The following is a 22,118-nucleotide window of genomic DNA, read 5'->3' as shown; positions in this document are numbered from 1 at the left end:
CAGTAATAACATTCAGGCGTTGCCATCTCTCATCAGCTCCTTCCGCAGCTCCTTGAGCTTGTCCGTCAGCAGGCTCTCGGCCTTGCTCCCAGCTTTCAGCTTGCCGCCCTTGTCGCAGAGATTGAAGCGCGGACAGTTGACATTATGCGTACCGCCGCCGGGAAAGAAGTCGTCGCCCTCGTACCAGCTGGCGGTGAAAAAGCTGCCGTCCGGCAGGTCGAGCCGGTACACGTTAAGCCCGATCTCGGGCGCCTTGTGCCAGATACCCCAGTTCTGCCAGTCGGCCAGGACGGCCTTGCGCTTGCTCTCGTTGGTCAGGGCGAGAATGTCCTTACCTGTCAGTTCCAGCATCATACCTCATTACCTCCCATTCGCAGCAGCTCTGCGGCCACGCACTCCGAACAATGCTCGATAAGATTGTCATGGTCCTTGATTTCTCGCGGAAATCTGCAATACTCGTCGCAGAACCCCTCCATCACCTTGTTTGCCCGCTGCTCCCAGCAGGCCAGATGGAACTCGGGTGCAGTCCGCACGCCCTGTCCGCAGAATTTACATTTTGCCATTGTTCTCCTCCCGATTCACGCTCGCCGCCGGCGAAAAACCATCCGGATACCGCCGTTCCAGCTTCTCGATGTTTGCCTGCATGATGTACTCCAACGGTACGTTCATCAGTTCAGCCATCAAAGTCACATACCACAGCACGTCGCCCAGCTCTTCGATAATTTTGGACGGCTGCCACGGATGTCCCTGATACATACACTTCTTGACTTCATCGGCTACCTCGCCAGCCTCGCCGGTCAGGCCGAGAGCGGCATTTGCCGTGTTATAGCACTTCGGCGTCGCTGTACGCATGGCCTTGCGCTGATATTCTTTAATCGTCATTACTGTTCTCCTTACTGCGGTTCATAACCCGATTTTTCCATTCCCGCTCCCAGTCCGAAAGCTGCGAATCGTCCTGCCCTCGGTCAGTACCGCCGATGTTCGCCGGGCTGAGATAGCCGCTCGAGTCCTCCTGCTTTGGTCTGCTCTGCTCTTTCGGCCTGGACAGGTTCGCTGCCGTCAGCACGCCGTTTTTCAGCCGCTCACGCAGTACGGTCATAAAGTACGGCACATAACCGCGGCTGTCGCTCTTGGCGTGGCCGACTGCATAATGCGCAGTAGCCGTTATCACCTCATCGGTCATTCCTAATGACCTCATCTTGGCGATAGCAGAGCGGTTCGCCTTGTTCAGCCGTTCTCCTAAAATTTCCTCCACGTCGCTGTGTAGTAGAGTAGAATTACTATCTATATTCCTATCTTTTTCTTTTACTTTACTATGTGTACTTTCGTCAGAGGGAAACTGGGGTTTCTCGCTTGTGAAACCGGGGTTTTCCTCGCGGGAAACGAATTTTTGCAGCAAAACACTGCGAGAGCTGATCTCCCGCATTTCCTGCTCGGTCAGAAGCCACAGTTCCCACTTCACCTCCGGATTGGTTCGTCCGGCAGTCGCAAAGTAGTAGTGCTCCTGGATTCTGTGCGAGGTGATAATGCCCTGCTGGAATAGGTCGCCGTCGAAAAGCCCGTGCGCCGCCAGACAGTCTATCATCTCTGCAATTTTTTCTGCGTCCGGCTCATAGCGTCCGGACAATACTTCGCTTTTAATGGACCAGATCACGCCGTCACGGTCGCTATCGCCGTAGGCTAAATAATAGCCTTTGTCGCGGTACGCCATCACCAGCAGCTGTAAATACACCACGATCGCCGCCGCGCCGTATTTGCGCCGTGCGGTAATCAGCTTCGGGTCGCTCATCAATCCAATATCGTGACGGAAATAATCCAGCCCGTTCTTGGTCGGTCTGCCCGTAGTATCACCTCCGGTTTTCAGGGCAGGAAGGGCGGGGTTGCCGCCCTGTGCCTTGCCTGCTTACGCCAGAATGATAACGTCCTCGCGGAGCTCCTGCGGAATGTGCTGCTCGAACCAGTCGCGGATATTTGCGATAGCCTCACGCTTCCATGCATCCGCATCAGCCGCAAAGAGCGCCGCCTGCACCTCATCGCCGGTCTGGCGAATACGGAACACGAACGGACTTTTCGGCTGCTCAACCTCGGTAAAGGTACGGTACGGCGCCAGTACAACCGGGTTCGGCACGCTCACCTGCTTCACAAGAGAAATACCGCTGCGGGCCGTCACGCGCTGCGTCATGCCGTCATCCGCCAGCGATACGCCGTTCTCGGTCGTTACCGTGCTGATGAGCTGCACCAACGTGTCGCGGACTTCGGTCGGCACGAAATGCGTCTGCATATTGATGATGAACTCCTCCACGCCCAGCCAGCGGCCAAACGGGAACGTTGGTGCGGACAGCTCGGCTTCCAGCAAGCACTCACGCGCCTTGTCGCTGTTCAGCTCGCGGTACAGGTGCACGCTGTCGTAATCCGCAACGTGGATAACAAAGCGGCGGCTGAGGCTGTCCTCGTCCTCAGCGCACTCATCCGTGCCGCTCTCGATGTAGTCGCGCACCGCCGAAAGCGTATGTACCGCCAGCGGCGATGCCGTCAGCTCGTTCGGAATGCGGTGCAGCGTGCGGTCTGCATAGTGGCTGCCGTTGCGGAACTCCAGATGCGGAGCCGAAAGGTTTACGATATATTCCAGTGCTTCCTTGATCATTTTGAATATCCTCCTATTGATTTACGCCAGCTTGACGACCTTGGGTTCGGTGTCAACGGACGGGTCGAACGACTGCTGACCGGGCACCTGCGGCGTGTACTCCATAACGATGGGTTCTGCGTCCGTGCCACCGAGCAGCAGTGCGCCGTCGATCGGCTTGACCGGAATCAGCTTGCTGCTCACCTCCGCACGGACAGCCACGCTGTCGCGGTTCTCGGTCGGCACGATGGACAGCTTGATGGTCAGCGTCCGCGCCTTTTTCGCCTCAGTGTTGAAGTCGCGGCAGTTTTTCATGATGCGCGTCAGCTCGTAGGCCGTGCGCTCACCGATCGCGCCGTTCATCATGTCCAGAATGCTGATCTCCTTAACTTCGCCGGTGTTATTAAAGTTACTCATGGTTGTACCTCTCCTTCATCTCACGTTTGTAGAATCTCATCAGACCGTCTATGATCTCGCCAGGTGTCATGCTCCAACGAGCAGCGTATTTCAGCAGCGCCGATGCAGTGCGCGGGTCTACGTCAAATGTAATCTTCATGAAATTCTCCTCTTATTCCGGACAAATCCGAATCTCAATCCCCGGAAACTCCCGTTCAAACCGCCGCTGCCATGCCTCTGCCCTGCTGTTGCCAGCGGACAGGTGCAGCAGCCAGATGGTCAGCACGCCGCTGAGATCCTGCTTGTGCAGCCAACGGATTACATCCGAAACCTCGAAATGGCTGTGCCGGATGCGGTCTTTCAGCACCGAGGGAATGCGGTCGCTGCGGTTCAGCAGGCGCTCCTCGTAATTGCATTCAACCGCGATGTAGGTCAGCTTATCGGCGGTGACGCCCAGATTCGCGGTATCCACCGCCCAGAGCAGGCGTTCCTTGGTGCGGCCGTCCTCGATGAGAAACCCGAGCGGCTCGTCCGTGTTGTGGAACGTGCGGAACGGAACGACTGTCAGGTGTCCGAACCGCAGCACGTCGCCCGCTTTGATGAGATGCGCCGCGTCCATTGCGTCCTTGTGGGCGGCGGCTGTGCCCTCGCTCATGTAGACCGGAACGCCGCCTTTCAGCAGCTGTGCGGCGGCTTTGGCGTGGTCCTGGTGCTCATGGCTGACCAGACACGCGGTAATGCCCGCCACGCCGTAGCCGAGCCGCTTTTGCAGCTCCTTGAACGTCAGTCCGCACTCCAACAGCAGCGTGGTTTCGCCGTCCGACACCACGTAGGCGTTGCCCTTGGAACTGCTCGCCAGTGATGTAAACGTCAAATCGGGCACTCTCCTTCGGTCTCCTCGGGCGGGATTTCCACCTTTTCCTCGGGCGCGTTGTCCGCGAACTGCGTGGACTTGCGGATGATGTCCTGCACCCACTCGGGCAGCTTGCCGAGCACTTCCATGTCCGGATCGTCCGCATCGAAAACGAGAATTTCGCTCTCCGGCTGCGGCGCAGGAATCCCTTTCGGGAAGCCGGTCACGGCCTCAATGCGGTTGTACCTGCCGCCGTCGTCCTTCTCCGTGACGGTCACGCTCAGCATCGCCGGAACGCCCGCCATCTGCATCAGATCAAAGCCATCACCGGCCGGATCCAGCTCCGCATCGGTCAGCGCCTTGCCGCGCCATGCGGTCAGCATCTGGAACAGCGCCGCACGCTCATGCAGCGACACCGTAAACCGGCGGGACGACAGCCAGCGCGGCTTGTCCTCGCCGTCCACCTCGACACGCTCATCCGGTATCTCGAAGATGAACATACATTCCTCGGCGTACTTGCCCTGCTTCTGCTTCTCGAACTGCTTGTACTGCTGACCGAGGTCAACGACCGCAACGCAAACACCCATGTAGGTGCCGCCGTCCATCGGCGGAATGCTGCTCACGACCTTGCGTTTTGCTTTCAGGCTCATTCGATTCTCAACTCCTTATCCTGCTCCGAAACCACCAGCCGCACGACCTGCGAGCCGATAGGCTGCAAATGTGTAACACTCTCGGCGTTGTCCACGAAAAGCGGTACACGGCGGCCGAAATGTGCGGAAAGCGTGTCAATAATGTCCATGCCGATGTTGATTTGCATGGCGTTGTTCGTGCCCTCGAACGTCGAGCCGTTCATATCCATCGGCTCACAGCAGTCTACCAGACCGCCGTTGACCTGCTCGGTGAACAGCCGCCAGCGCGTCAGGCGGAACCGGCTGTTGACGCTCTCGGTAATGGCCTGCACGCGGTAGCGCGTGAACTCCTCGCACATGGCAATGAGCCTGTCCATCTGCTCGACCTTGGCGGCGGCTTTGCGCTGCTCGGTCTGCAACTCGGCAATGCGCTTTTTCGTGTCCGCGAGTGTCTGCTCCTTGGCAAGAACGGCATCGCTTTCCAGCTTGCGGCGCGTCAGCTCGGCGTGCTCGGTTTCCAGACGGGTCTTTTCCGCAGCGGTGTCGCTGTTCAATCGGTCGAGCCGCTTTTCCGTATCCGTGATGAGCATCTGGATGGCGTTCCTGCGGCGGTCGTAGTCCGGCAGGTTCTCCGGTTCTGTGATGACCGGCGGCGTATATCCGTCAAGGGCAATCTGCGCTTTCTGCACCTCGTCCTGTGCGGATTTCAGCGCCGTTTCCGCATTCGCAAGGCGCTCCTGCGCGGCGGCAATGCCCTGCTTGACCAGCTTGCTGTCCTCAAGGAGTGCGCCCTTACGCTGCTGCTGATAGGCGGCAAAGGCTTCGCGCGCCTCTGCAACCTGCTCTGCCGGCAGCGGCTGATGGCAGGTCGGGCAGACGGTTTCCGTGAACTCTTCCATGTCAATCGCACGCCAGCGGGCACGGTAATCGTTTAGGCGGGTTTCGCCGTCCGCGATGTACCGCTTTTCATGGTCAATGGTTCTCTGAAAGCGATCAACGTCCTGCTTACGTTCGGAAAGCGCACGGCGCAGCTCGTCGGTCTTGTCCTCGACCGGCACGCGCTGACTGGCAAGATGGGCGTTGTTTTCGGTTTCCAGCTCACGGAGCTGATTTTGCAGTGCGCCCAGCTCGTTGCGTGCCTGTGCGGCAAGGGTGTTGTTCGTGAGCTTCACAAGCTCGCCCTGCACCCGCTCGCGCTCGGCCTGCAAACGGTCGCTTTCGCTGTGCGCTGCCGCGAAGTCAAGACTTTCCAGCTCCGCTACCATGCGGCTGCATTCATCCACGCGGACCGGCAGCGTGTTCAGGTTTGCGTTCATGTCCTTGCGCTGCTTCATCAGCACGGACTTGTATTCATCCACTGTCCGGCGGCCGACTTTCTCGGTCAACTCGGCAAACTGCGGTGCAGTCGCGAGCAGCTGCTTGTCCTCCGGCAGACCGCAGATCTCAGCGAGCAGCGTGCGGCGGTCTTTCCAGTGCATTCCTTTCGTTACCGCCCAGACATCGGTGAGCAACTTAAACTGTCTCTCGTCGATCAGCTCTGCAATGCGGCGCTTGTATGCGTTTTCGGCAAGCGGCACATCGTCGATGTAATAGTCACGGGTGTCACCGGCGTAGCGCTCGATGGACGAACCGCGTGGCTTCTCCCACTTCTCGCGGAGCACCTTGCGCAGCTTGATTGGCTCGCCGTCCACCTCCAGAATGGCGGTGACCTCGGGCATCGTGCCTGCCGGTGCACCAGTCGGCTTGATGGCCGGGCGGCTGTGGCCTGCGCTGTCCTTGTCGAAAAGCAGCCACGTCAGCGCGTCGTAAACGCTGGTTTTGCCTGCGGCGTTCTCGCCATAGATGTTGTTCACGCCCTCGTGAAAGTCGAGGTGCAGGACGTTGAAGCACTTGAAGTGCACCAAATCCAAGGATTTCAGAAGGATGTTCATGCTTCCATCTCCTCCAGCAGGCTCTTGATGATGTCCTTCGGCGTGCCGCGGCGCAGCAGGTCGGCAATGTCGTCGCCGGTCAGCTTCGCGCCCTTGCGGACGAGTGCTGCACGGCAGGTCGCGTCATCGTAAGTCGTGCGCTTCCAGACGGGCGAATCCTTGCTTGCGATGGCGCGGGTCATAGACACGCGAAACGCTTCACCGACGTTCTTGTCCTGCTTGCGGATCTCGGTGTACATGCTTGCAATCGCGTAGCTGATCTGGGCGGTGATGAAGTCCATCTCGCCGGACAGCTCGACTTCGGTCTTGTTCACGCCATTTTTTTCCGTACAGATAATCTTTACCATTGAAAATCTCCTAACTTCATGCTATTATGTGGTTGAATACTTTTACCTGCCGCTGATCGGGATTGCCGTCCTGACAGCGGCGTTTTTCATGCGCGCACTTCGTCGTAGGCGATAACAGCCGCGATCTCGCAGACCGACACATCGGCGTCGGGGTGCTGCTCGATGATGTACGACAGCTTGCGGATTTCCTGCTCGATGACCGACAAAGCCTTGCGCCAGCAGACAGCCATCTTGTTGAAGTCGTCCACCCGACCGACCACAGCGTCAAACGCCGTGAAGATCATGCGGTCAACATCGACCGGCTCTTTTGCTGGTTCCGGCTCGGCCTCGACGGACGGCTCGGTTTCAGCTTCCTGCTCCGGCTCTGCTTCGACCTCGGGTACCGGTTCGGTACTCGGCTCCGGCGTCTTGCTGCCGGTCCGCTGCCGTGCTGCCATGGCGGCCAGCTTGGTGATGACCTTATCGCGGGATACGCCCAGCGCCTCCGCGATCTCGTTCGCGGACTTGCCCTCGTCGCGCAGCGTTGCCAACTGCTCGAGCTGTTCATCTGTCCAGCGGAAGTACGGGCGCTTGCTCGGCCGCGGCTTGCGGTGCGGACTGTCGAACTCGGATGCGACCGAGGCGAGAGTTTCTGCGAAATTGTTGTTAGACATAGGGTTTCATCTCCTTTTCATTCCGTGCTGACACCCTCGGCCATGAACTTCTCGAACGCGGCCTTGGGAATGATAAAGTGCATACGCCCGCTCGGCTGACGGTACGCGATGCCAAACGGCACCTGCTTGGTGCGGATCAGGTTGCGCAGCGAGTTAGGGTTCATGCCCAGACGTTGTGCGCATTCTTTTGCGGTGTAGGTTTCACGCTTGTCCGTCATGTGAATTCTCCTCTCTTATGTGATAAACTTAGCTGTCATCCGTGCAATGCAGATCAGAGCAGCCAAACTGATGTAAAATACCGCACAGAACATGTCGATACGCTGATGGAACAGCCTGTTCTTCAACAGGTGGATCTGCACCAGAATGAGCAGCTCCCAAAAAGCAATGCCCGACGGGAGGTAAATCATGAAGCATCACCACCCTTCTTGATGGGTTCTCGTACATGCTTTCTTGTTTCCAGCTCGTATTGCGTCGTTTCTACATAAAGCAGCATATCTCGCTCATCAAATTCCTTGAAAATGTATTTTGACAGCGCAATAGCTGATTGGGCATCGCCCTTTCTTGCTGCCGCCGCAAGGCATTCATGCAGCAACTGCAGCACCGAGTAGCGAATATTATCCGTGGACGAAATGCGCAGTATTTGTTTCTGTTCTGCCATTTTATCGGTTCTCCTCCGAATTGCTGTCATCGAGCGCTCGTCGTACGGCCTTTGCCAGATTGTCTAAGGCACGCCAGCGCAGGAACTGATATACGCAGCTGCGTACAGTCCAGCCTAAGGCGAACGACGATACGCATAAAGCGGTAATTGGGAAAATCATTGGTTTTCACCTCACTTTTACGCTTGTACCCTAATCCAGCATTTGCTATAATATTGACAAAGGAGGTCTTATTATGACAAATTCTTGCTTTGTTGTTATGCCAATCGGTACACAAATTTACAATGGTGTAACTGTTTCCGAAAATGATCTGCGTAAACGATACGACTACATTATCAAGCAGGCTATCCAAGCTGCCGACCCCACGCTTGAAGTCATCCGAGCAGATGAAGAACTGAATCCCGGTTCAATGAGCAATGATATTTTCATGAAGTTGATGCACTCCAAATATGTTATTGCTGACATCACATATCCTAATCCAAATGTATTTTATGAACTCGGTATACGCCATGCCATCAGCCCACGCACCATTCTTATCCGTGAGCAAAATGCACCTTCAATTCCTTTCGATATTTCTCACTTGCGCTATATCGAATACTCTTTGGAAGCAGGTGGTATGGAAGATTTGAAAACAAAGCTCATCTCAAGATTTGGTTTCTATCAACGAAATCCCAATAAGCCTGATAACCAGTTTTTGGAGTTGTGCGCATTTACCAATTATGTACCCACTCTTTTCGGACAAAAAGCAGATCCACAACAGGAAGTAATGAAAAATTTTCTCAATTTCTGCTGTACCCAACCAACCCTGTTGCAGCAAATGCTCCGCCCTGGCTTAACATCCGAAGATCAGGAGCAAATTATTATGCAAGAACTGGCTAAACATCCAGAAGAAATGGCTAAAATTATCCTTCCTTTAATGATAACATAACTCCATTTTTGCATTAACATAGAGCTCATCCAACCATCTGATTATGGTATCTCGCTCGCGCTTCGGAGGAACATTTGCAATACTAATCTCAACTGCAAATGTTTCTCCGTTTTTTTCAAAACAAAGTGCCTTCTTAATAGATTTTTGCGTGTTTTCAGTCATTGTTTCTTACCTCGCTTTTGTCACTTATCGTGACTATCTGTGTCAAAAAAAAGAGCCTGTACGGTCGTGTGGTAGTAATCCGCCAGTTTGACCTTGATCTCGTCACGCGGTACACGCTGTCCATTCTCGTACATCGAGATAGCAGACAGCGAAATCCCTACCGCACTGGCTACAATATCACGCGGAATGTTACCTCTTGCCTGCACAAGCCGTTCTGCAATCGTCATTTTTGTCACCTCCTTGCGTGTCACTTTATGTGACAATGTTATTATAACAACCTCGTCAATCTTTGTCAACACATTTCGTGACATTTTTCTATTTACTTTTGTCACGGGTCGTGTTATGATACCAACATAAGGAGGCGATCCATTTGGCACAACTTAGTGATATGCTCACTTATTTGCGAAAAAGAAAAGGACTGTCCCAGCAGGAGCTTGCAAACACCCTGAAAATATCCCGCAGTGCGATCGGTATGTATGAAACCGGCAAGCGCGAGCCAGATCTGGAAACCCTTGAAGTTTTTGCCGACTTCTATAATGTAGACATGAACACGCTGACCGGCAAAGCACCTATCAAGGAACAAACAAACAAACTTCCCGACAATGCCGTTCCGGTTGACTTCTCTCACCTAAAGCGCATCCCCATCCTCGGCCGCATCGCTGCAGGAGCGCCGATCTACGCCGAAGAAAATATCGAGGGCTACACTTTTACCGACCTTAACGGCGGCGCAGAATACTTTGCTCTGCGCGTACGAGGTGACAGCATGAATGCCGCCCGTATTTTTGATGGTGATATTGTTATTATCCGTAGACAGGATATTGTTGAAAATGGCGAGATCGCGGCAGTCCTTATCGACGATCAAGACGCAACCCTCAAACGCTTTTCTCGAAGTGGTAACATAGTAACCCTCATGCCGCAGTCCACCAATCCCAAACACAAGCCGTTTGTTTACGATTTGAAAGAGACTAATGTTCAAATTCTGGGTCTGGTCGTCAAGGTTGAATTTCGACCGAGCTAAAACAAAAATCCCCATTCACTGGTAGAACCGTGAACAGGGATAGGATATTTATGCTGCCGCACTATACCGCAGCGTGTACTTCTTGCCCCGGTACTCAAAACTTTCCGGGTAATCGTGGCGCTCCAGCCACAGGCTGACCTTGGCAACGACCGACTTCGTGTACTGCACGTTCGTTCCGGCGTGGCCGCTGACGGCGCTCTGGAACGGCGCAAGCTCTTTTTCCTCGGGCAGTACGTCCACCTGCGCGATGATCGCGGAGATTGCGTGTGCGTGCGGTTTGCCCGATCTGGACATTACGCCAACCTTTTTAGCAATCGCGGTCGCATCGAACAGTTGCTTGTTCAGCGTTACGCCCTCGAGCGGGATCTCCACACCGACCGGCGCGTACAGACTCTTCATGGCAACGGCAACAAACTGCGGCGCCATACCGGCCTCCTTGAGTGTCTGGCGGATAATGCGTGCCGCGCTGTTGACCTCGCCGAGCCGCTTCTGCGATACCTTCGGTGCCGTGTACTCGCCGTGCTTGCGGATTGCAGGCAGCACTTCGGACGTTACCCAGCGCTTGAACGCTCTGGCCGCCGGCAGCTTGCTGGACAGGATAAGGCTGTACAAGCCGGACTCGTTGATGATAACCATGTTCTGCTTGCCGCCGGGGGTTGTCATTTCAACCACCCCCTTGTCTTCGTCATCGATGTGCTTGCGGACCGCCTGTGCGGTATCGGAATAACCGAGAATGTCCGCTACGTCCTTGCCGACAAACCACGGTTCGCCGTCCTTAGTCAGCGTGCGAACCTCGCCGAACTGGTCATTTGCGAAAATCTGAATTTCTTTGCTCATTGCATTGTCCTTTCGTCCATAGGTGGAAAGGAGCGGCGGGAACATACCCCGCCATGCGTTACTCCAATGCTGTCCCCCATTTCGGGGTGAGCGCGCTCAGTTGTAATTACAGGTGGTATCTTACCGCATGGCACCAATTCTGTAAATTGACAAAATGACGGTGAAAAAACTTCAATCTCGCGTTTTCTGAACTTTTTGATACGTTTTATCATTCATCCAACCGACACCAGCGGTTCGCAGCGTTCTGCGGAGCTTTCTGGCATCTTTGGCGTTACTATAAATATTCAACAAATATTTTTTCAAAAAAATCCCGCCCCGGTGCTACCAACACCAGAGCGGGACATGAGGTACTGACAAATCGCGAAACCTATCAGTACCTCTATTTTATCACACCTTCATGCGATAAGAAAGGGGTTTTATCATTATGAACGGAAGTTTCCGCAAAAAGCCGAACGGCAGTGTGGAACTGCGTGTCTGGCTCGATATGCCGGACGGCAGCCATGTTCAGAAGTCATTCTGCAGGCGCACTCGTGCGCTCGCTAAAGCCGCCTACGAGGAATTTCTCGAGAAAGGTAAACAGACGCAGGCCCGGCGGAAGTCGGTCGGAGGCTGGGGCGCAGAGTGGCTGGAACGCAAAGAGCAGTCGGTCAAGTACCGCACCTACGCCAATTACGAGCTGTATTTCAACCGCTATATCCTGCCTATGCTCGGCAAAATGTCGCTCGACAAGGTCATGCCCGCCGACATTGAGCGGCTGATGGGCAGCGCCGCGCACCTCAGTAAGAGCGCACGCCACCACATCTTCATCACCATCGACCAGATCATGAAAAGCGCGGTTGCGAACGGTCTGTGCAGCCGCAATCCGTGCGAGGGTATCAAGGTCAAGCCGGACGCGACATTCAAGAATATCACCGTCTACAAGCCGGACGAAATCGCCTGCCTGCTCTCTCACCTTGACCGACCGTTCGGTGTGGCGATTGCCATTCTGCTGTACGCCGGTCTGCGCAGCGAGGAAGTCATGGGGCTGCACTGGCGCGACATCGACCGGAAGAACCGCACAATCACCGTCCGGCGCGTTGTCACCCGTGTTGCCAAAGGCGAGTTTGCGCCCGTGGACGTGACCAAGAACGAGCGGGTGCGCGTTGTCACCTACGGTGACCAGCTTGCCGCGGTGCTGGCGGACGCGCCGAAAACGAGTATCTACGTTGTTCCGGCAAAGCGCGGCGGTTACATGACACCCGGCTCGTTCCGCCGGCAGTACGACAGCTTTTTCGATGGGCTGCCCATTCGCCGCCTGTCGCCGCATAAGCTGCGCCATACCTACGCCACCTACCTCATCAAGGGCGGCGCCGAGCTGCGCGCCGTGCAGACCCTGCTCGGACACTCGTCCGTTAAGGTCACCGAGATCTATACGCACATCAATACCGACGACCAGCGCCGGGCGTCGCAGAAGCTGGCGTACTGAATTTGTAATTCCTCCGAAAAAAATCGGAGGAATTTTTTCTTAGTTGACCATTTGTGGTCAATTTATACGGTATATCAGACATATATTGAAGGGTATTCTTAAATCATAAAAAAGGAGCTTGTAGATATGTGGATGGCATTTAGAAAGAATATTGCTTTTTCTGATAATTATGTTACAATAAATTTGAAAGGAGGGGAATGTATGCAACGAGAATACCCCGTGCTATCGTTGTCGAACTATATTTGTTCAACGACAGCTGATGATGGTAGAACGGTTACAAACTTGCAGCTGCAGAAAATTTTATACTATATTCAAGGATATTTTATGAGGTGCTTAGATTCCCTTGCTTTTGATGAGGATATATACAACTGGCAATATGGTCCGGTTGTTCCTGAAGCTTATTTTGAGTATAATGTAAACCTAAGCAATCCTATCAATAACATCGATGTTACTGCTGCCAATGAATTTGGTAATTCTTTGCGGATTGATAGTAAAGCATTTAATTTATTGCATAAGGTCCTAAACAAATGCTTACTGTATTCTGCAAGACAATTAGTAAGTATGACACACAAAGAGGATCCATGGAAAAATACTGCTTCACGACAGATGATAAGCAAAAATGCAATTAAACGATTCTTTGCATGTAATGATCCTCTTGGATTGGACTCTTAATCTGATATGGAATATTCTGAGAAACTAAGTGAACTCATTGAGAGCATGACACATTATATTGAGCCATCTGATGAGGAAGCCGACGAGTTACTCAATGATTTTCAAGAAATCTATAACGATGGTACTTTTCGGCATTCATATTATGAAATTTCCCAACAATTAGAGGGCTTTCAGAGTGATGTGCGCGATAATGTCTGTGCTGTTCTTGAACGAGTGATGTCGAGAATATCAGACGATCATTCTAACCTTAGTAAGGGTATGACAAAGTTATATGATCATATTAAGTTAGAAGCATTACGTTTGGCTAGAATGGAGAAAGTGGCATTTTTAAGTGCTAAAGCGGATGAAGCATTAAAACAAGCTCAACAGTTGAATAAAGAAAGCAACAAAAATGTAACTGATCTACTTGACCGTGTCAATGGATTCCATGGTCAATCTATTGCAATTTTAGGTATTTTTTCTGGTATAGTATTGGGTTTCTCAACTGAGATCAAGTTACTGACAGAAACTTTCTCGAACATAAATAATATGAATGTGAAGAATATGCTTCTATATTTATTGATAGTTGGATTTATTGCATTTAACACATTATTTATGTTAATGTACGCAGTATCTAAGATTGCGAATCAAAGCATTGCAGCATCTTGCAAAGGAAGAGAATGTGAGTCCTGCCCAGAAAATCATCGAGCCTGGGGACGGTTACGCCGAAAATATCCTTATGTTCTGTACTTTAACATCATGGTATTGATAAGTGCAGTGGTTGTATTGGTTGTTTTTAGGCGATAGTAAAAATTTTCATAACTGTTCAAATATAATACATCATCATATACCATTCCTACTCCTCAGGCAAAGATGTTGCTGTATAGGGCATCGACTTCGGAGTGATATTTATCTAAAGAACAAGGGAATAATAAGGGAACAACCCCGAAATCGTCAGCTATTCTGCGGGTTTGCTCCACACTGTAAATCTGTCGTCTATGACTTCGGTGGTTCGAATCCACCACCGGACGGGCAGGCACGCGTGTGGCAGTAAAGCCATAAGGCTGCACCCGCCAATCACGGCAGGCACACGCCCAATCCGAAGGAAAGAGCGGTCGTTCGATGATGAAATCTACCAGCACGGACCGTTTGTAACGATATATTGCCGTTTGCGACGTTATCTCGCAGGGGCGCACACACCCACCGCAGTGGGCGTCCAGCGAGCAACCGCCGTAGGCGGCTCTTAGCGAGCCGGAGTGTGCGCCCGCATACCAATAATTAGGGCGAACACTGTTCGCCCTACGGGATATATGGTGCAAAACCATGTCTCTCAACAAACAAGCGCTCCGGTTTCATCACTTGACAAAACCGGAGCGTCCGTTTATTATACTGATATAAGAACGGCTCTCACGTGTCAGGTGCGGTCGTTCCCCGAACAAGTTTAGAGCTTGAGGAAAACGCCGCTGCCTTTTTAGGTGGCGGTTATTTCTTGAGGTTCAAAATACCGAAGACAACCGTCGCAAGCAGCATCAGAAGCGTAAGTACCTCCATTGTTGTCATGCGCGTCACCCCCTTAATGCAGGGGAATAACCTCGCCGTTCCATATCAGCAACTTCATTATAGCATACATGGTTTCATACTGTGTCAATAAACCGCTCTTCGGGGCGGCTTTTGTGTATTTCCCCCGTATTTCAATCACATAAACCCCAAAACAGGCACACCTCTCGGTGTGCCTGTTTTCCGTATATTACTCTCTATCCTGCGACCCGCTGTCTCCTACCACAGAATCAGCAGATCGGATATTGTACTTGCCGCGATGATGACGAGCCAGCAGACAAGCGGTGCTGCCCACTCTGCCCTTCCCTCGCCCTGCGGCGCGAGCTTGGGGCACGCTCTCATCAGAAGCCTTGTCGCCGCGAAGCCGAGCGCGCCGCCGAGCGTATTCAGCAGCAGATCATCTGCCGAGGTGACGCCGCCCGCGGCCAGCTGTATCAGCTCAATGCTGAGCGAGGTGCCGAAGCACCAGCCGATGGTACGTCCCGCCCGCTCGAACCACCGCCAGAACAGCGGCAGGAACAGTCCGAGCGGAAACAGCAGCGCGATATTTCCGGCAATGTTCACGAACGCGCCCAGTCCGACCGCGTTTTTGTCCGTCAGCACGGAAATCATATCCGCGAACGGAATCAGCTCCAGCCTTGGCTGCGGCAGATGGCCAACGAGCAGCTGCGCCAGTGAAGGACCGGTAAACAGTCCCACGCCCGCAAGGTACATCAGCAGAAGCAGCGTGCCGATGATACCGCGCTTGCTCATCCGACGGCCACTTCCGTCGTATAGGCAACATCACCGCTCTGTGCAGACTCGACGCCGTTTTCCGCGTCCTTCTCCGCCTGTGCACGGTATTTCTCGATGATATCCTTCGGATAATCCTCTTCGATATAGCCTGCGCTTGCATCCCACTCGTCGCCCTTTTCGTCCGTGTAGGTCACGGATACGTTGCTGCGGGCAAACTGCTGCATAATGCCATACGCCATCGCATCGCTGCCGTACAGATTCATTGCGTCAATGTTGACCGCATTCTTGAGCAGCGCGTCAATGTCTGCTCTGTCGGTCACCTGCACGCCCTGCCAGAAGTCTTTATCCGGCAGATAGATGCTCAGTGTAATCAGCTTTACGTTTTTCGCGCTGACAGCCTTGGGAACGATATTGGCGTACTTTTTGATGAGTGCAAGCGTCTTTACGTCCTTGTCGGTCACGCATACGGCACCCTCGCTGTAATAATCGTCGTTGTTCTGCTGCGAGAATTCCATGCGCAGCACCGGCATGGCATCACCGGTGTGGGTCAGCGTCTCTGCCTTGAGCGTGTCAATGATCTCCTGTGCCTTCTGCGAGTCGCTGAGTGTGCCGACGCCGTTGTAGCCGTCACCGTTGGTGTAGAAAACAATGTTGCGGTGATAACCCTCATTGACCTCGCCGAGCGCAAACAGCGACCACGCCTTCTGCTTGTACTCTGCGGACTGGTAAATCTGCTTTTTGAGCGTGAACACTTCGTCTGTGGCCGGCAGCTCATACGAACGGCTCTTCACCTTGCCGTTCTTCAGCTTGAAGGTGACGGTGATGCACTCCTTCTGTGCATTTTCATCCGTATTATTCAGGCCTTCCACGCCGAGCGCCGCCAGCTGCCGCGCTGCCGCGATATTTTCCGGCTCACTGAGCAGTGCCGATTCACCGACGTAACCCATCGGCGCTGCCGCTGCAATGCTGCCCTCATCCGGCAGCCACTCATCATAACCGAACACATCCGCCTGCATGATCAGCATACCGCCGACCAGCACTGCAAGGATGATAACCAGCTGCAGCGGCTTGCGGAAGATGGCGCGGAAGTCGAACGCGTAAATGATCTCCACCACGCAGTGGAAAATGACCGTGCCGAGCACCAGACCGACCCAGAACCACAGCTCAGATTCGTAGACCAGCATTTTGAAAATCTCAGCGAACGCCGTACCCATAACCACGCAGATAATAATCTTGACGGGCAGCTTAATCGGGTTGAATGCCAGTGCCGTGCCCGCCCGCTCGCTCTTGCGGATGCGGAACAGGAACAGCGCCAGTGCGGTGATAACGATCGCCGCAACCGCATAGCCGATCAGCAGACCGATAGCACTCGGCTCCTGCAGCCCGGCGGCGTAATCCATCGTATAGACAGGCTCCACTGCCCCTGCCCAGCTATGCATTTTCGTGCCGTTTACGCCGAAATACTGAATCAGCGGTGCAAACTTGTTGCAGAACAGCAGCGAAGTCATGGAAGCATCCATCACATAGGTCTGGAAGAACATGCTCTTGAGGCCCTGCCACAGTGCGGTTACGAGTGTCGGTCCGAAGTACACCCACAGACCGAGCAGCAGCGTGATGACCGTGTTGCCGCACAGGATGGTCGTAACAGCCGCCATCGCGTACAGCAGGAAGAAGAAAATGACGTTGGACGCGATCACGCCGATGAGCGATGCGTTGACCACCTCACCGAAGCCCATCGCACATGCACTGACAATGCTCAGCGCATGCAGCACGAGGTACGGCACCAGCGCACACAGCGCACCGGTCGCGTAGTTTACCGCAAACAGACGGCTGCGCGAAATCGGCAGGCTGTGATAGAAATCCACCTTGCGGCGATTGTGCAGGTACGCGAACATGCTCACACCGCAGGTGACCGCCAGAATGATGACGGCCAGCTTGACAAACACATTCTGTCCGCCGAGCATCTCACCGACGCTCTCCACATAGCCTTGCCAGCTTGCCGCGGCATCTGCCGCACTCAGATTGACCAGATCCTGCTTATGTGCCGACAGGCTGTGCTGCGCCGTCATAATCACTGGCAGCAGCTGCGCCATAAAGAATCCCACCGTGGACAGCACGATGGCCCACAGATTGCGTTTCATGCAATCCCGCACGAGACCCTTAGAACAGGAGTTTCTTGACATCATAGTCTGCCACCTCCGTTTCATTGATAAAGATTTCCTCCAGCGTCAGCGGGAGCATTTCGCAGAAGGTCGGGTTCAGCGCGTTCACCCTGGCGAGCAGCTCTTCCCGGCTGCCGCGCGCCGTAATCGTGTACAGCGAGCCGCGCTGCTCCTTGTGCAGAATGTCAAAGCCTTCCCACGCGGAATCCGGCAGCGGATTCGGAAAAATGCACTGCATTTTGTACATGCCGAGCTTCATGTCGTCCAGATCGCGCGAGAACAGGATGCCGCCGCGATGCAGCAGACCGACATGGTCGCAGATGTCCTCCAGCTCACGCAGGTTGTGCGAGGCGATGATGGGCGTCAGACCTCTGTCCGCTACATCCTCGGCAAACAGGCTCTTTACCGTCTGGCGAACGACCGGGTCGAGACCGTCGAACGTCTCATCGCAGAATAAGTAGTCCGTGCCGCTGCATACGCCGCAGATGACCGAAACCTGCTTTTTCATGCCCTTGGAGAACGTCCGCAGCTTGCGGTTTTCGTCCAGACCGAAGCCGTTCATCAGCTTGCGGTAGCGCGCTTCATCGAATTTGCTGTAAAAGCGCTTGTAGTAGTTTTTCATTTCCTTCGGCGTGCTGTTCGGGAAAAAGAACTGCTCATCCGAGATGAAGAAAAACCGTTCCTTCATTGCAATGTTCTCGAAAATGTCCTTGCCGTCGATCTGCACCGTGCCCTCATCCGGCTGCAAAATGCCGGCCAGCATGCGCAGGAACGTGGACTTGCCCGCGCCGTTCGAGCCGATCAGGCCGTAGACCGAACCGTCCTTGACTTCCGCACAGATGTGATCGACCGCCGTGATGTCCTCAAACCGCTTGGTCGCGTTGGTTGCCGTAATCATGTTCTGCTCTCTCCTTTCCTCTCTACCCAGCCGCGCAGCTGCTCCTCGGTCGCCCCGAGCGAGCGCGCCTGACCAGCCAGTGCGGTAATCTGCTCACCCAGTTCGTTAAGCCTCTGGGAACGCAGCACCGCTGCATTGTCCGATATAAAATTTCCCCGTCCTTTTGCGGCGTAGATCACACCGCGGCGTTCCAGCTCTCCGTAAGCGCGCTGTATTGTGTTCGGGTTGATCGACAGTTCCATCGCAAGCTGCCGTACACTGGGCAGCTGGGTGTCCGCCGGCAGTGCCCCACGCAAAGCCAGTCCCTCAATGCCGTCCACCACCTGTTCATAGATGGGTCGGGCATCCCGATAGTCGATTTTAATCACCTGACGCGCCTCCTTTCCTTTTGTTGATTTGAGAGTGTATCAACTGTACTGTGTGTTTTAGTACAGTTAGATAATAACACGAACCAGACGGCATGTCAAGCATAATTAGTAATTAGGAATTAGAAGTTAGTAATTAACGTGATAGAAAGCCTTACCGTAGGGTGCGCCGACCCCGGCGCACCGTGTAAACCGTCTGCACATGCGTAACCGTAGGGGCGAACATTGTTCGCCCGCAGCGCGACCGGAGCCTGCGCAAGGAGCGGCCGCAGCGCGACCGGAGCCTGCGCAAGGAGCGGCCGCACACCCATTTAACCACAACGAGGGAGCACACTGTGCTCCCCTACGAGATAAATGTTGCCGATGAATTTACAAACGGTGCGCCGAGGTCGTACCCCAGGGCACCTTCTCTTGCGGCTATGCCGCAATTCACCTTGCCGCACCCTACGGTAATGTTTGTGCAGTTATTTGTCGGTATGAACATGATTTATCGTTGCAAAAGAAAAAGGGCGCACAATGTGCGCCCTGCGGAGAACCATCCCTTCACGGTCATTCTCCATTTTCCATTTTCAATTCTCTATTATTTCCATTTCCACTCGCGGACTTCCGGCATATCCTCACCGTACTCGGTGATATACTGCTGATGCTGCACCAGCTTATCGCTCATCTTCTGGTAGAGGTACGCGCCGCGGTTGCCCAGCTGCGGCAGGCGCAGCAGAACGTCCTTGACAAGGTGGAAGCGGTCGATATCATTCTGCACGCGCATATCAAACGGCGTGGTGATGGTGCCCTCCTCCCTGTAGCCGCGAACGTGCAGGTTGCGGTTATGACGGCGGTAGGTCAGCTCATGAACGAGCGTCGGGTAGCCGTGGAAGGCGAAGATGATCGGCTTATCCTTGGTGAACAGCATGTCGTATTCTGCATCGGACAGGCCGTGCGGATGCTCCCGCTCGGGCTGCAGCTTCATCAGGTCAACCACGTTGACAACGCGAACCTTGAGTTCGGGCAGCTCTTCCCGCAGGATGGATACGGCAGCCAGCGTTTCGAGCGTCGGCGTCTCGCCGCAGCACGCCATAACAACGTCCGGTTCTGCGCCCTGATCGTTGGACGCCCACTCCCAGATGCCGATGCCCTGGGTGCAGTGCTGCACAGCCTGCTCCATGGTCAGCCACTGCGGACGCGGATGCTTGGAAGCCACGATGACGTTGACATAGTTGCGGCTCTTGATGCAGTGATCGAAGCAGCTGAGCAGGCAGTTTGCATCGGGCGGCAGGTACAGACGGACAACATCCGCCTTTTTGTTGGCGATGTGGTCAAGGAAGCCCGGGTCCTGATGGGTAAAGCCGTTGTGGTCCTGCTGCCATACGTTTGAAGCCAGAATCAGGTTGAGCGACGCGATCGGCTGACGCCACGGCAGGCCGTTGCAAACCTTGAGCCACTTGGCGTGCTGTGCCGCCATCGAGTCGATAATGCGGATGAACGCCTCATAGCTTGCGAAAAAGCCGTGACGGCCGGTCAGCAGATAGCCCTCAAGCCAACCCTCGCACATGTGCTCGGACAGCATGCCGTCCATCACACGGCCGCTTGCGGACAGAAATTCGTCGGTGTCCAGACGCTCGGCGTTCCACTCGCGGTCGGTGACCTCGAAAATGTGGCTCAGGCGGTTGGACATGGTCTCGTCCGGGCCGAATACGCGGAAGTTGCGGCTGTCCATGTTCAGCTTGATGACATCGCGGACATAAGCGCCAAGCTCGATCATATCCTGACCCTCAACACTGCCCGGAGCCGGAACATTCAGTCCGTAATCGCGGAAATCCGGCAGGCGCAGCTGGTGCATGAGCAGACCGCCGTTGGCGTGCGGGTTTGCGCCGATGCGGTGCTCGCCGGTCGGCGCCAGTGCCTTGAGTTCGGGAATCAGCTTGCCGTTTTCGTCGAACAGCTCCTCCGGATGGTAGCTGCGCAGCCACTGCTCGAGCATGGGCAGATGCTCCGGGCTGTCCATCATCAGCGGCACCTGATGCGCGCGGAAGCTGCCCTCGATCTGCTTGCCGTCCACGTTCTTCGGGCCGGTCCAGCCCTTCGGGGTGCGCAGCACGATCATCGGGTAGATCGGACGGGTCGTGTCGCCGGTCTCACGGGCGTGCTTGCGGATGGCGAGGATTTCCTCGGTTACGGTATCGAGCGTGTCCGCCAGTGCGCGGTGTACCTTCATCGGCTCATCGCCCTCGACGAAATACGGCTTCCAGCCGCAGCCCTCGAGCATTTTGCGCAGTTCCTCCTCCGGAATACGCGAAAGCAGGGTCGGGTTGGAGATTTTGTAGCCGTTCAGATGCAGGATCGGCAGAACAACACCGTCCGTTACCGGATTGAGGAACTTGTTGCCGTGCCACGAGGTTGCCAGCGGGCCGGTCTCCGCCTCGCCGTCACCGACAACTACGGTTGCGATCAGATCGGGGTTATCCAGCACCGCACCGAAGCCGTGCGCCAGAGAATAACCCAGTTCACCGCCCTCGTGGATGGAGCCGGGGGTCTCCGGTGCAACGTGGCTGGCAATGCCGCCCGGGAACGAGAACTGCTTGAACAGGCGCTTCATGCCCTCAGTGTCCTCGCTGATGTTCGGGTAAACCTCGCTGTAAGTGCCCTCGAGATAGGTGTTCGCCACGAAGAAATTGCCGCCGTGACCCGGACCGGACAGCAGGATCATATCCAGATTATACTGCTTGATGATGCGGTTCAGGTGAACGTAAATCAGGTTCTGTCCGGGCACCGTGCCCCAGTGGCCGACGATCTTCTTCTTGATGTGCTCGGGCTTCAGCGGCTCCTTCAGGAGCGGGTTGTCGAGCAGGTAAAGCTGACCGGCTGCAAGATAATTTGCCGCCCGCCAGTATGCGTCCATTTTGTTCAGCATTTCGTCGTTGATGTGTGCTGCCATAGCGTAATGCTTCCTTTCTGCGGTTGACTGTATGCTTGGTTTTATTATTCTATCCGTTTTAAGGCAAATAATGCGATAAAACGTCCACCTGTTTTTTCATTCCTTATCACGCTGAGATAATAGCACATCGTTATTTATTTGTCAATATAATATCTTGCCATGAGAGTAGAGCGTTATACAAGGCAGGAGTACTTGAAAATGGAGAGTGGAAAATGAATGTGATGGTTTACGTTTACGTTCACTTTCAATTCTCCATTCTTCCGAAAAAAGAACAGCGTCCCGCTCTATCCAAGCGGAACGCTGTAATTTCATTGCATTTT

27 protein-coding genes are annotated in these 22,118 nt (G+C 54.3%); 5 read left to right on the top strand and 22 right to left on the bottom strand.

Annotated elements, in window-relative coordinates:
* Nucleotides 1–12: 12 nt before the first annotated feature.
* The 15 genes from IEY11_RS01485 to IEY11_RS01415 form a co-directional block, all read right to left on the bottom strand.
* On the bottom strand, nt 13–354 hold the full coding sequence (locus tag IEY11_RS01485; RefSeq protein WP_118729306.1) for a hypothetical protein: 342 nt from the start codon (nt 352–354) through the stop codon (nt 13–15).
* The gene (locus IEY11_RS01480) at nt 351–563 is read right to left on the bottom strand and encodes a hypothetical protein (RefSeq protein ID WP_118729307.1); all 213 of its coding nucleotides are present in this window, start codon (nt 561–563) and stop codon (nt 351–353) included. Before IEY11_RS01480 ends, IEY11_RS01485 begins: the two co-directional genes overlap by 4 nt.
* Nucleotides 550–882 (bottom strand): nucleoside triphosphate pyrophosphohydrolase family protein, encoded by a 333-nt coding sequence (locus IEY11_RS01475; protein WP_117490506.1) that lies wholly within the window; start codon nt 880–882, stop codon nt 550–552. The genes IEY11_RS01480 and IEY11_RS01475 overlap by 14 nt, the downstream gene beginning before the upstream one ends.
* The gene (locus IEY11_RS01470) at nt 872–1,819 is read right to left on the bottom strand and encodes a DUF4373 domain-containing protein (protein ID WP_279220773.1); all 948 of its coding nucleotides are present in this window, start codon (nt 1,817–1,819) and stop codon (nt 872–874) included. Before IEY11_RS01470 ends, IEY11_RS01475 begins: the two co-directional genes overlap by 11 nt.
* An 84-nt stretch (nt 1,820–1,903) precedes the next feature.
* Nucleotides 1,904–2,644, bottom strand: coding sequence for a hypothetical protein (locus IEY11_RS01465; RefSeq protein ID WP_188885536.1), 741 nt, complete (start codon nt 2,642–2,644; stop codon nt 1,904–1,906).
* Nucleotides 2,645–2,665: 21 nt separating this feature from the next.
* Nucleotides 2,666–3,040, bottom strand: a complete 375-nt coding sequence (locus IEY11_RS01460; protein WP_118729310.1) for a hypothetical protein — start codon at nt 3,038–3,040, stop codon at nt 2,666–2,668.
* Complete coding sequence (locus IEY11_RS01455; RefSeq protein WP_158578297.1) at nt 3,033–3,179, bottom strand: hypothetical protein; 147 nt, start codon at nt 3,177–3,179, stop codon at nt 3,033–3,035. Before IEY11_RS01455 ends, IEY11_RS01460 begins: the two co-directional genes overlap by 8 nt.
* Before the next feature lie 12 nt (nt 3,180–3,191).
* Nucleotides 3,192–3,893 (bottom strand): MBL fold metallo-hydrolase, encoded by a 702-nt coding sequence (locus IEY11_RS01450; RefSeq protein ID WP_188885535.1) that lies wholly within the window; start codon nt 3,891–3,893, stop codon nt 3,192–3,194.
* A complete protein-coding gene (locus IEY11_RS01445; RefSeq protein ID WP_188885534.1) occupies nt 3,890–4,522 on the bottom strand; it encodes a phage replication initiation protein, NGO0469 family in 633 nt (210 codons plus the stop codon). Before IEY11_RS01445 ends, IEY11_RS01450 begins: the two co-directional genes overlap by 4 nt.
* Nucleotides 4,519–6,432 (bottom strand): AAA family ATPase, encoded by a 1,914-nt coding sequence (locus IEY11_RS01440; RefSeq protein WP_188885533.1) that lies wholly within the window; start codon nt 6,430–6,432, stop codon nt 4,519–4,521. Before IEY11_RS01440 ends, IEY11_RS01445 begins: the two co-directional genes overlap by 4 nt.
* Nucleotides 6,429–6,779, bottom strand: a complete 351-nt coding sequence (locus IEY11_RS01435) for a hypothetical protein (protein ID WP_118729314.1) — start codon at nt 6,777–6,779, stop codon at nt 6,429–6,431. The genes IEY11_RS01440 and IEY11_RS01435 overlap by 4 nt, the downstream gene beginning before the upstream one ends.
* A gap of 86 nt (nt 6,780–6,865) precedes the next feature.
* On the bottom strand, nt 6,866–7,432 hold the full coding sequence (locus IEY11_RS01430; RefSeq protein ID WP_118729315.1) for a GcrA family cell cycle regulator: 567 nt from the start codon (nt 7,430–7,432) through the stop codon (nt 6,866–6,868).
* Between the two features lie 17 nt (nt 7,433–7,449).
* Nucleotides 7,450–7,650 (bottom strand): helix-turn-helix domain-containing protein, encoded by a 201-nt coding sequence (locus IEY11_RS01425; protein WP_118729316.1) that lies wholly within the window; start codon nt 7,648–7,650, stop codon nt 7,450–7,452.
* Nucleotides 7,651–7,665: 15 nt separating this feature from the next.
* Nucleotides 7,666–7,839 (bottom strand): hypothetical protein, encoded by a 174-nt coding sequence (locus IEY11_RS01420; RefSeq protein WP_158578299.1) that lies wholly within the window; start codon nt 7,837–7,839, stop codon nt 7,666–7,668.
* Nucleotides 7,836–8,090 carry a hypothetical protein gene (locus tag IEY11_RS01415; RefSeq protein ID WP_118729317.1) on the bottom strand — a complete coding sequence of 85 codons (255 nt, stop codon included), beginning with the start codon at nt 8,088–8,090 and terminating at the stop codon, nt 7,836–7,838. Before IEY11_RS01415 ends, IEY11_RS01420 begins: the two co-directional genes overlap by 4 nt.
* Nucleotides 8,091–8,323: 233 nt before the next feature.
* Here IEY11_RS01415 and IEY11_RS01410 point away from each other — a divergent pair, with 233 nt between their 5' ends.
* Complete coding sequence (locus IEY11_RS01410) at nt 8,324–9,016, top strand: hypothetical protein (protein WP_118729318.1); 693 nt, start codon at nt 8,324–8,326, stop codon at nt 9,014–9,016.
* Nucleotides 9,017–9,198: 182 nt separating this feature from the next.
* On the opposite strand, the gene IEY11_RS01405 is transcribed toward IEY11_RS01410, so the two are convergent.
* Entirely contained in the window at nt 9,199–9,405 is a 207-nt protein-coding gene (locus tag IEY11_RS01405) for a helix-turn-helix domain-containing protein (protein ID WP_117490524.1), read from the bottom strand.
* Between the two features lie 143 nt (nt 9,406–9,548).
* Between IEY11_RS01405 and IEY11_RS01400 the strand changes: the two genes are divergently transcribed.
* Nucleotides 9,549–10,196 carry a LexA family protein gene (locus IEY11_RS01400; RefSeq protein ID WP_147358074.1) on the top strand — a complete coding sequence of 216 codons (648 nt, stop codon included), beginning with the start codon at nt 9,549–9,551 and terminating at the stop codon, nt 10,194–10,196.
* A gap of 48 nt (nt 10,197–10,244) precedes the next feature.
* Here the strand turns inward: IEY11_RS01400 and IEY11_RS01395 are convergent, their stop codons facing one another.
* A complete protein-coding gene (locus tag IEY11_RS01395) occupies nt 10,245–11,033 on the bottom strand; it encodes a BRO-N domain-containing protein (protein WP_118729419.1) in 789 nt (262 codons plus the stop codon).
* Nucleotides 11,034–11,457: 424 nt separating this feature from the next.
* Between IEY11_RS01395 and IEY11_RS01390 the strand changes: the two genes are divergently transcribed.
* The 3 genes from IEY11_RS01390 (at nt 11,458) to IEY11_RS01380 (ending at nt 13,956) form a co-directional block, all read left to right on the top strand.
* The gene (locus IEY11_RS01390; protein ID WP_118729320.1) at nt 11,458–12,498 is read left to right on the top strand and encodes a tyrosine-type recombinase/integrase; all 1,041 of its coding nucleotides are present in this window, start codon (nt 11,458–11,460) and stop codon (nt 12,496–12,498) included.
* A 126-nt stretch (nt 12,499–12,624) separates the two neighbouring features.
* Complete coding sequence (locus IEY11_RS01385; RefSeq protein WP_118729321.1) at nt 12,625–13,170, top strand: Panacea domain-containing protein; 546 nt, start codon at nt 12,625–12,627, stop codon at nt 13,168–13,170.
* Between the two features lie 6 nt (nt 13,171–13,176).
* Nucleotides 13,177–13,956, top strand: coding sequence for a hypothetical protein (locus tag IEY11_RS01380; protein ID WP_118729322.1), 780 nt, complete (start codon nt 13,177–13,179; stop codon nt 13,954–13,956).
* Nucleotides 13,957–14,925: 969 nt separating this feature from the next.
* Here the strand turns inward: IEY11_RS01380 and IEY11_RS01375 are convergent.
* The 5 genes from IEY11_RS01375 to IEY11_RS01355 all read right to left on the bottom strand — a co-directional run bounded on the left by IEY11_RS01375 (nt 14,926) and on the right by IEY11_RS01355 (nt 21,798).
* Entirely contained in the window at nt 14,926–15,459 is a 534-nt protein-coding gene (locus tag IEY11_RS01375) for a VanZ family protein (RefSeq protein WP_188885532.1), read from the bottom strand.
* Complete coding sequence (locus tag IEY11_RS01370; protein ID WP_194461851.1) at nt 15,456–17,627, bottom strand: DUF6449 domain-containing protein; 2,172 nt, start codon at nt 17,625–17,627, stop codon at nt 15,456–15,458. Before IEY11_RS01370 ends, IEY11_RS01375 begins: the two co-directional genes overlap by 4 nt.
* Nucleotides 17,602–18,501, bottom strand: a complete 900-nt coding sequence (locus IEY11_RS01365) for an ABC transporter ATP-binding protein (RefSeq protein WP_188885530.1) — start codon at nt 18,499–18,501, stop codon at nt 17,602–17,604. The genes IEY11_RS01370 and IEY11_RS01365 overlap by 26 nt, the downstream gene beginning before the upstream one ends.
* Nucleotides 18,498–18,869, bottom strand: a complete 372-nt coding sequence (locus IEY11_RS01360; protein ID WP_118564311.1) for a GntR family transcriptional regulator — start codon at nt 18,867–18,869, stop codon at nt 18,498–18,500. Before IEY11_RS01360 ends, IEY11_RS01365 begins: the two co-directional genes overlap by 4 nt.
* Nucleotides 18,870–19,446: 577 nt before the next feature.
* Nucleotides 19,447–21,798, bottom strand: a complete 2,352-nt coding sequence (locus tag IEY11_RS01355) for a phosphoketolase family protein (protein WP_117751837.1) — start codon at nt 21,796–21,798, stop codon at nt 19,447–19,449.
* Between the last annotated feature and the right edge of the window lie 320 nt (nt 21,799–22,118).

Source organism: Butyricicoccus faecihominis, from assembly GCF_014648015.1.
Taxonomy (GTDB): Bacteria; Bacillota; Clostridia; order Oscillospirales; family Butyricicoccaceae; genus Agathobaculum; species Agathobaculum butyriciproducens.
Note: the sequence above shows the minus strand (reverse complement) of the source record. Positions and strands in the feature narration are given on the sequence as shown.

Excerpts from the sequence above, each read along its gene's own strand:
- IEY11_RS01485 (WP_118729306.1), bottom strand. The coding sequence starts at position 354 with ATGATGCTGGAACTGACAGGTAAGGACATTCTCGCCCTGACCAACGAG.
- IEY11_RS01480 (WP_118729307.1), bottom strand. The coding sequence starts at position 563 with ATGGCAAAATGTAAATTCTGCGGACAGGGCGTGCGGACTGCACCCGAG.
- IEY11_RS01475 (WP_117490506.1), bottom strand. The coding sequence starts at position 882 with ATGACGATTAAAGAATATCAGCGCAAGGCCATGCGTACAGCGACGCCG.
- IEY11_RS01465 (WP_188885536.1), bottom strand. The coding sequence starts at position 2,644 with ATGATCAAGGAAGCACTGGAATATATCGTAAACCTTTCGGCTCCGCAT.
- IEY11_RS01460 (WP_118729310.1), bottom strand. The coding sequence starts at position 3,040 with ATGAGTAACTTTAATAACACCGGCGAAGTTAAGGAGATCAGCATTCTG.
- IEY11_RS01455 (WP_158578297.1), bottom strand. The coding sequence starts at position 3,179 with ATGAAGATTACATTTGACGTAGACCCGCGCACTGCATCGGCGCTGCTG.
- IEY11_RS01445 (WP_188885534.1), bottom strand. The coding sequence starts at position 4,522 with ATGAGCCTGAAAGCAAAACGCAAGGTCGTGAGCAGCATTCCGCCGATG.
- IEY11_RS01440 (WP_188885533.1), bottom strand. The coding sequence starts at position 6,432 with ATGAACATCCTTCTGAAATCCTTGGATTTGGTGCACTTCAAGTGCTTC.
- IEY11_RS01435 (WP_118729314.1), bottom strand. The coding sequence starts at position 6,779 with ATGGTAAAGATTATCTGTACGGAAAAAAATGGCGTGAACAAGACCGAA.
- IEY11_RS01430 (WP_118729315.1), bottom strand. The coding sequence starts at position 7,432 with ATGTCTAACAACAATTTCGCAGAAACTCTCGCCTCGGTCGCATCCGAG.
- IEY11_RS01425 (WP_118729316.1), bottom strand. The coding sequence starts at position 7,650 with ATGACGGACAAGCGTGAAACCTACACCGCAAAAGAATGCGCACAACGT.
- IEY11_RS01420 (WP_158578299.1), bottom strand. The coding sequence starts at position 7,839 with ATGATTTACCTCCCGTCGGGCATTGCTTTTTGGGAGCTGCTCATTCTG.
- IEY11_RS01415 (WP_118729317.1), bottom strand. The coding sequence starts at position 8,090 with ATGGCAGAACAGAAACAAATACTGCGCATTTCGTCCACGGATAATATT.
- IEY11_RS01410 (WP_118729318.1), top strand. The coding sequence starts at position 8,324 with ATGACAAATTCTTGCTTTGTTGTTATGCCAATCGGTACACAAATTTAC.
- IEY11_RS01405 (WP_117490524.1), bottom strand. The coding sequence starts at position 9,405 with ATGACGATTGCAGAACGGCTTGTGCAGGCAAGAGGTAACATTCCGCGT.
- IEY11_RS01395 (WP_118729419.1), bottom strand. The coding sequence starts at position 11,033 with ATGAGCAAAGAAATTCAGATTTTCGCAAATGACCAGTTCGGCGAGGTT.
- IEY11_RS01390 (WP_118729320.1), top strand. The coding sequence starts at position 11,458 with ATGAACGGAAGTTTCCGCAAAAAGCCGAACGGCAGTGTGGAACTGCGT.
- IEY11_RS01385 (WP_118729321.1), top strand. The coding sequence starts at position 12,625 with ATGTGGATGGCATTTAGAAAGAATATTGCTTTTTCTGATAATTATGTT.
- IEY11_RS01380 (WP_118729322.1), top strand. The coding sequence starts at position 13,177 with ATGGAATATTCTGAGAAACTAAGTGAACTCATTGAGAGCATGACACAT.
- IEY11_RS01375 (WP_188885532.1), bottom strand. The coding sequence starts at position 15,459 with ATGAGCAAGCGCGGTATCATCGGCACGCTGCTTCTGCTGATGTACCTT.
- IEY11_RS01370 (WP_194461851.1), bottom strand. The coding sequence starts at position 17,627 with ATGATGTCAAGAAACTCCTGTTCTAAGGGTCTCGTGCGGGATTGCATG.
- IEY11_RS01365 (WP_188885530.1), bottom strand. The coding sequence starts at position 18,501 with ATGATTACGGCAACCAACGCGACCAAGCGGTTTGAGGACATCACGGCG.
- IEY11_RS01355 (WP_117751837.1), bottom strand. The coding sequence starts at position 21,798 with ATGGCAGCACACATCAACGACGAAATGCTGAACAAAATGGACGCATAC.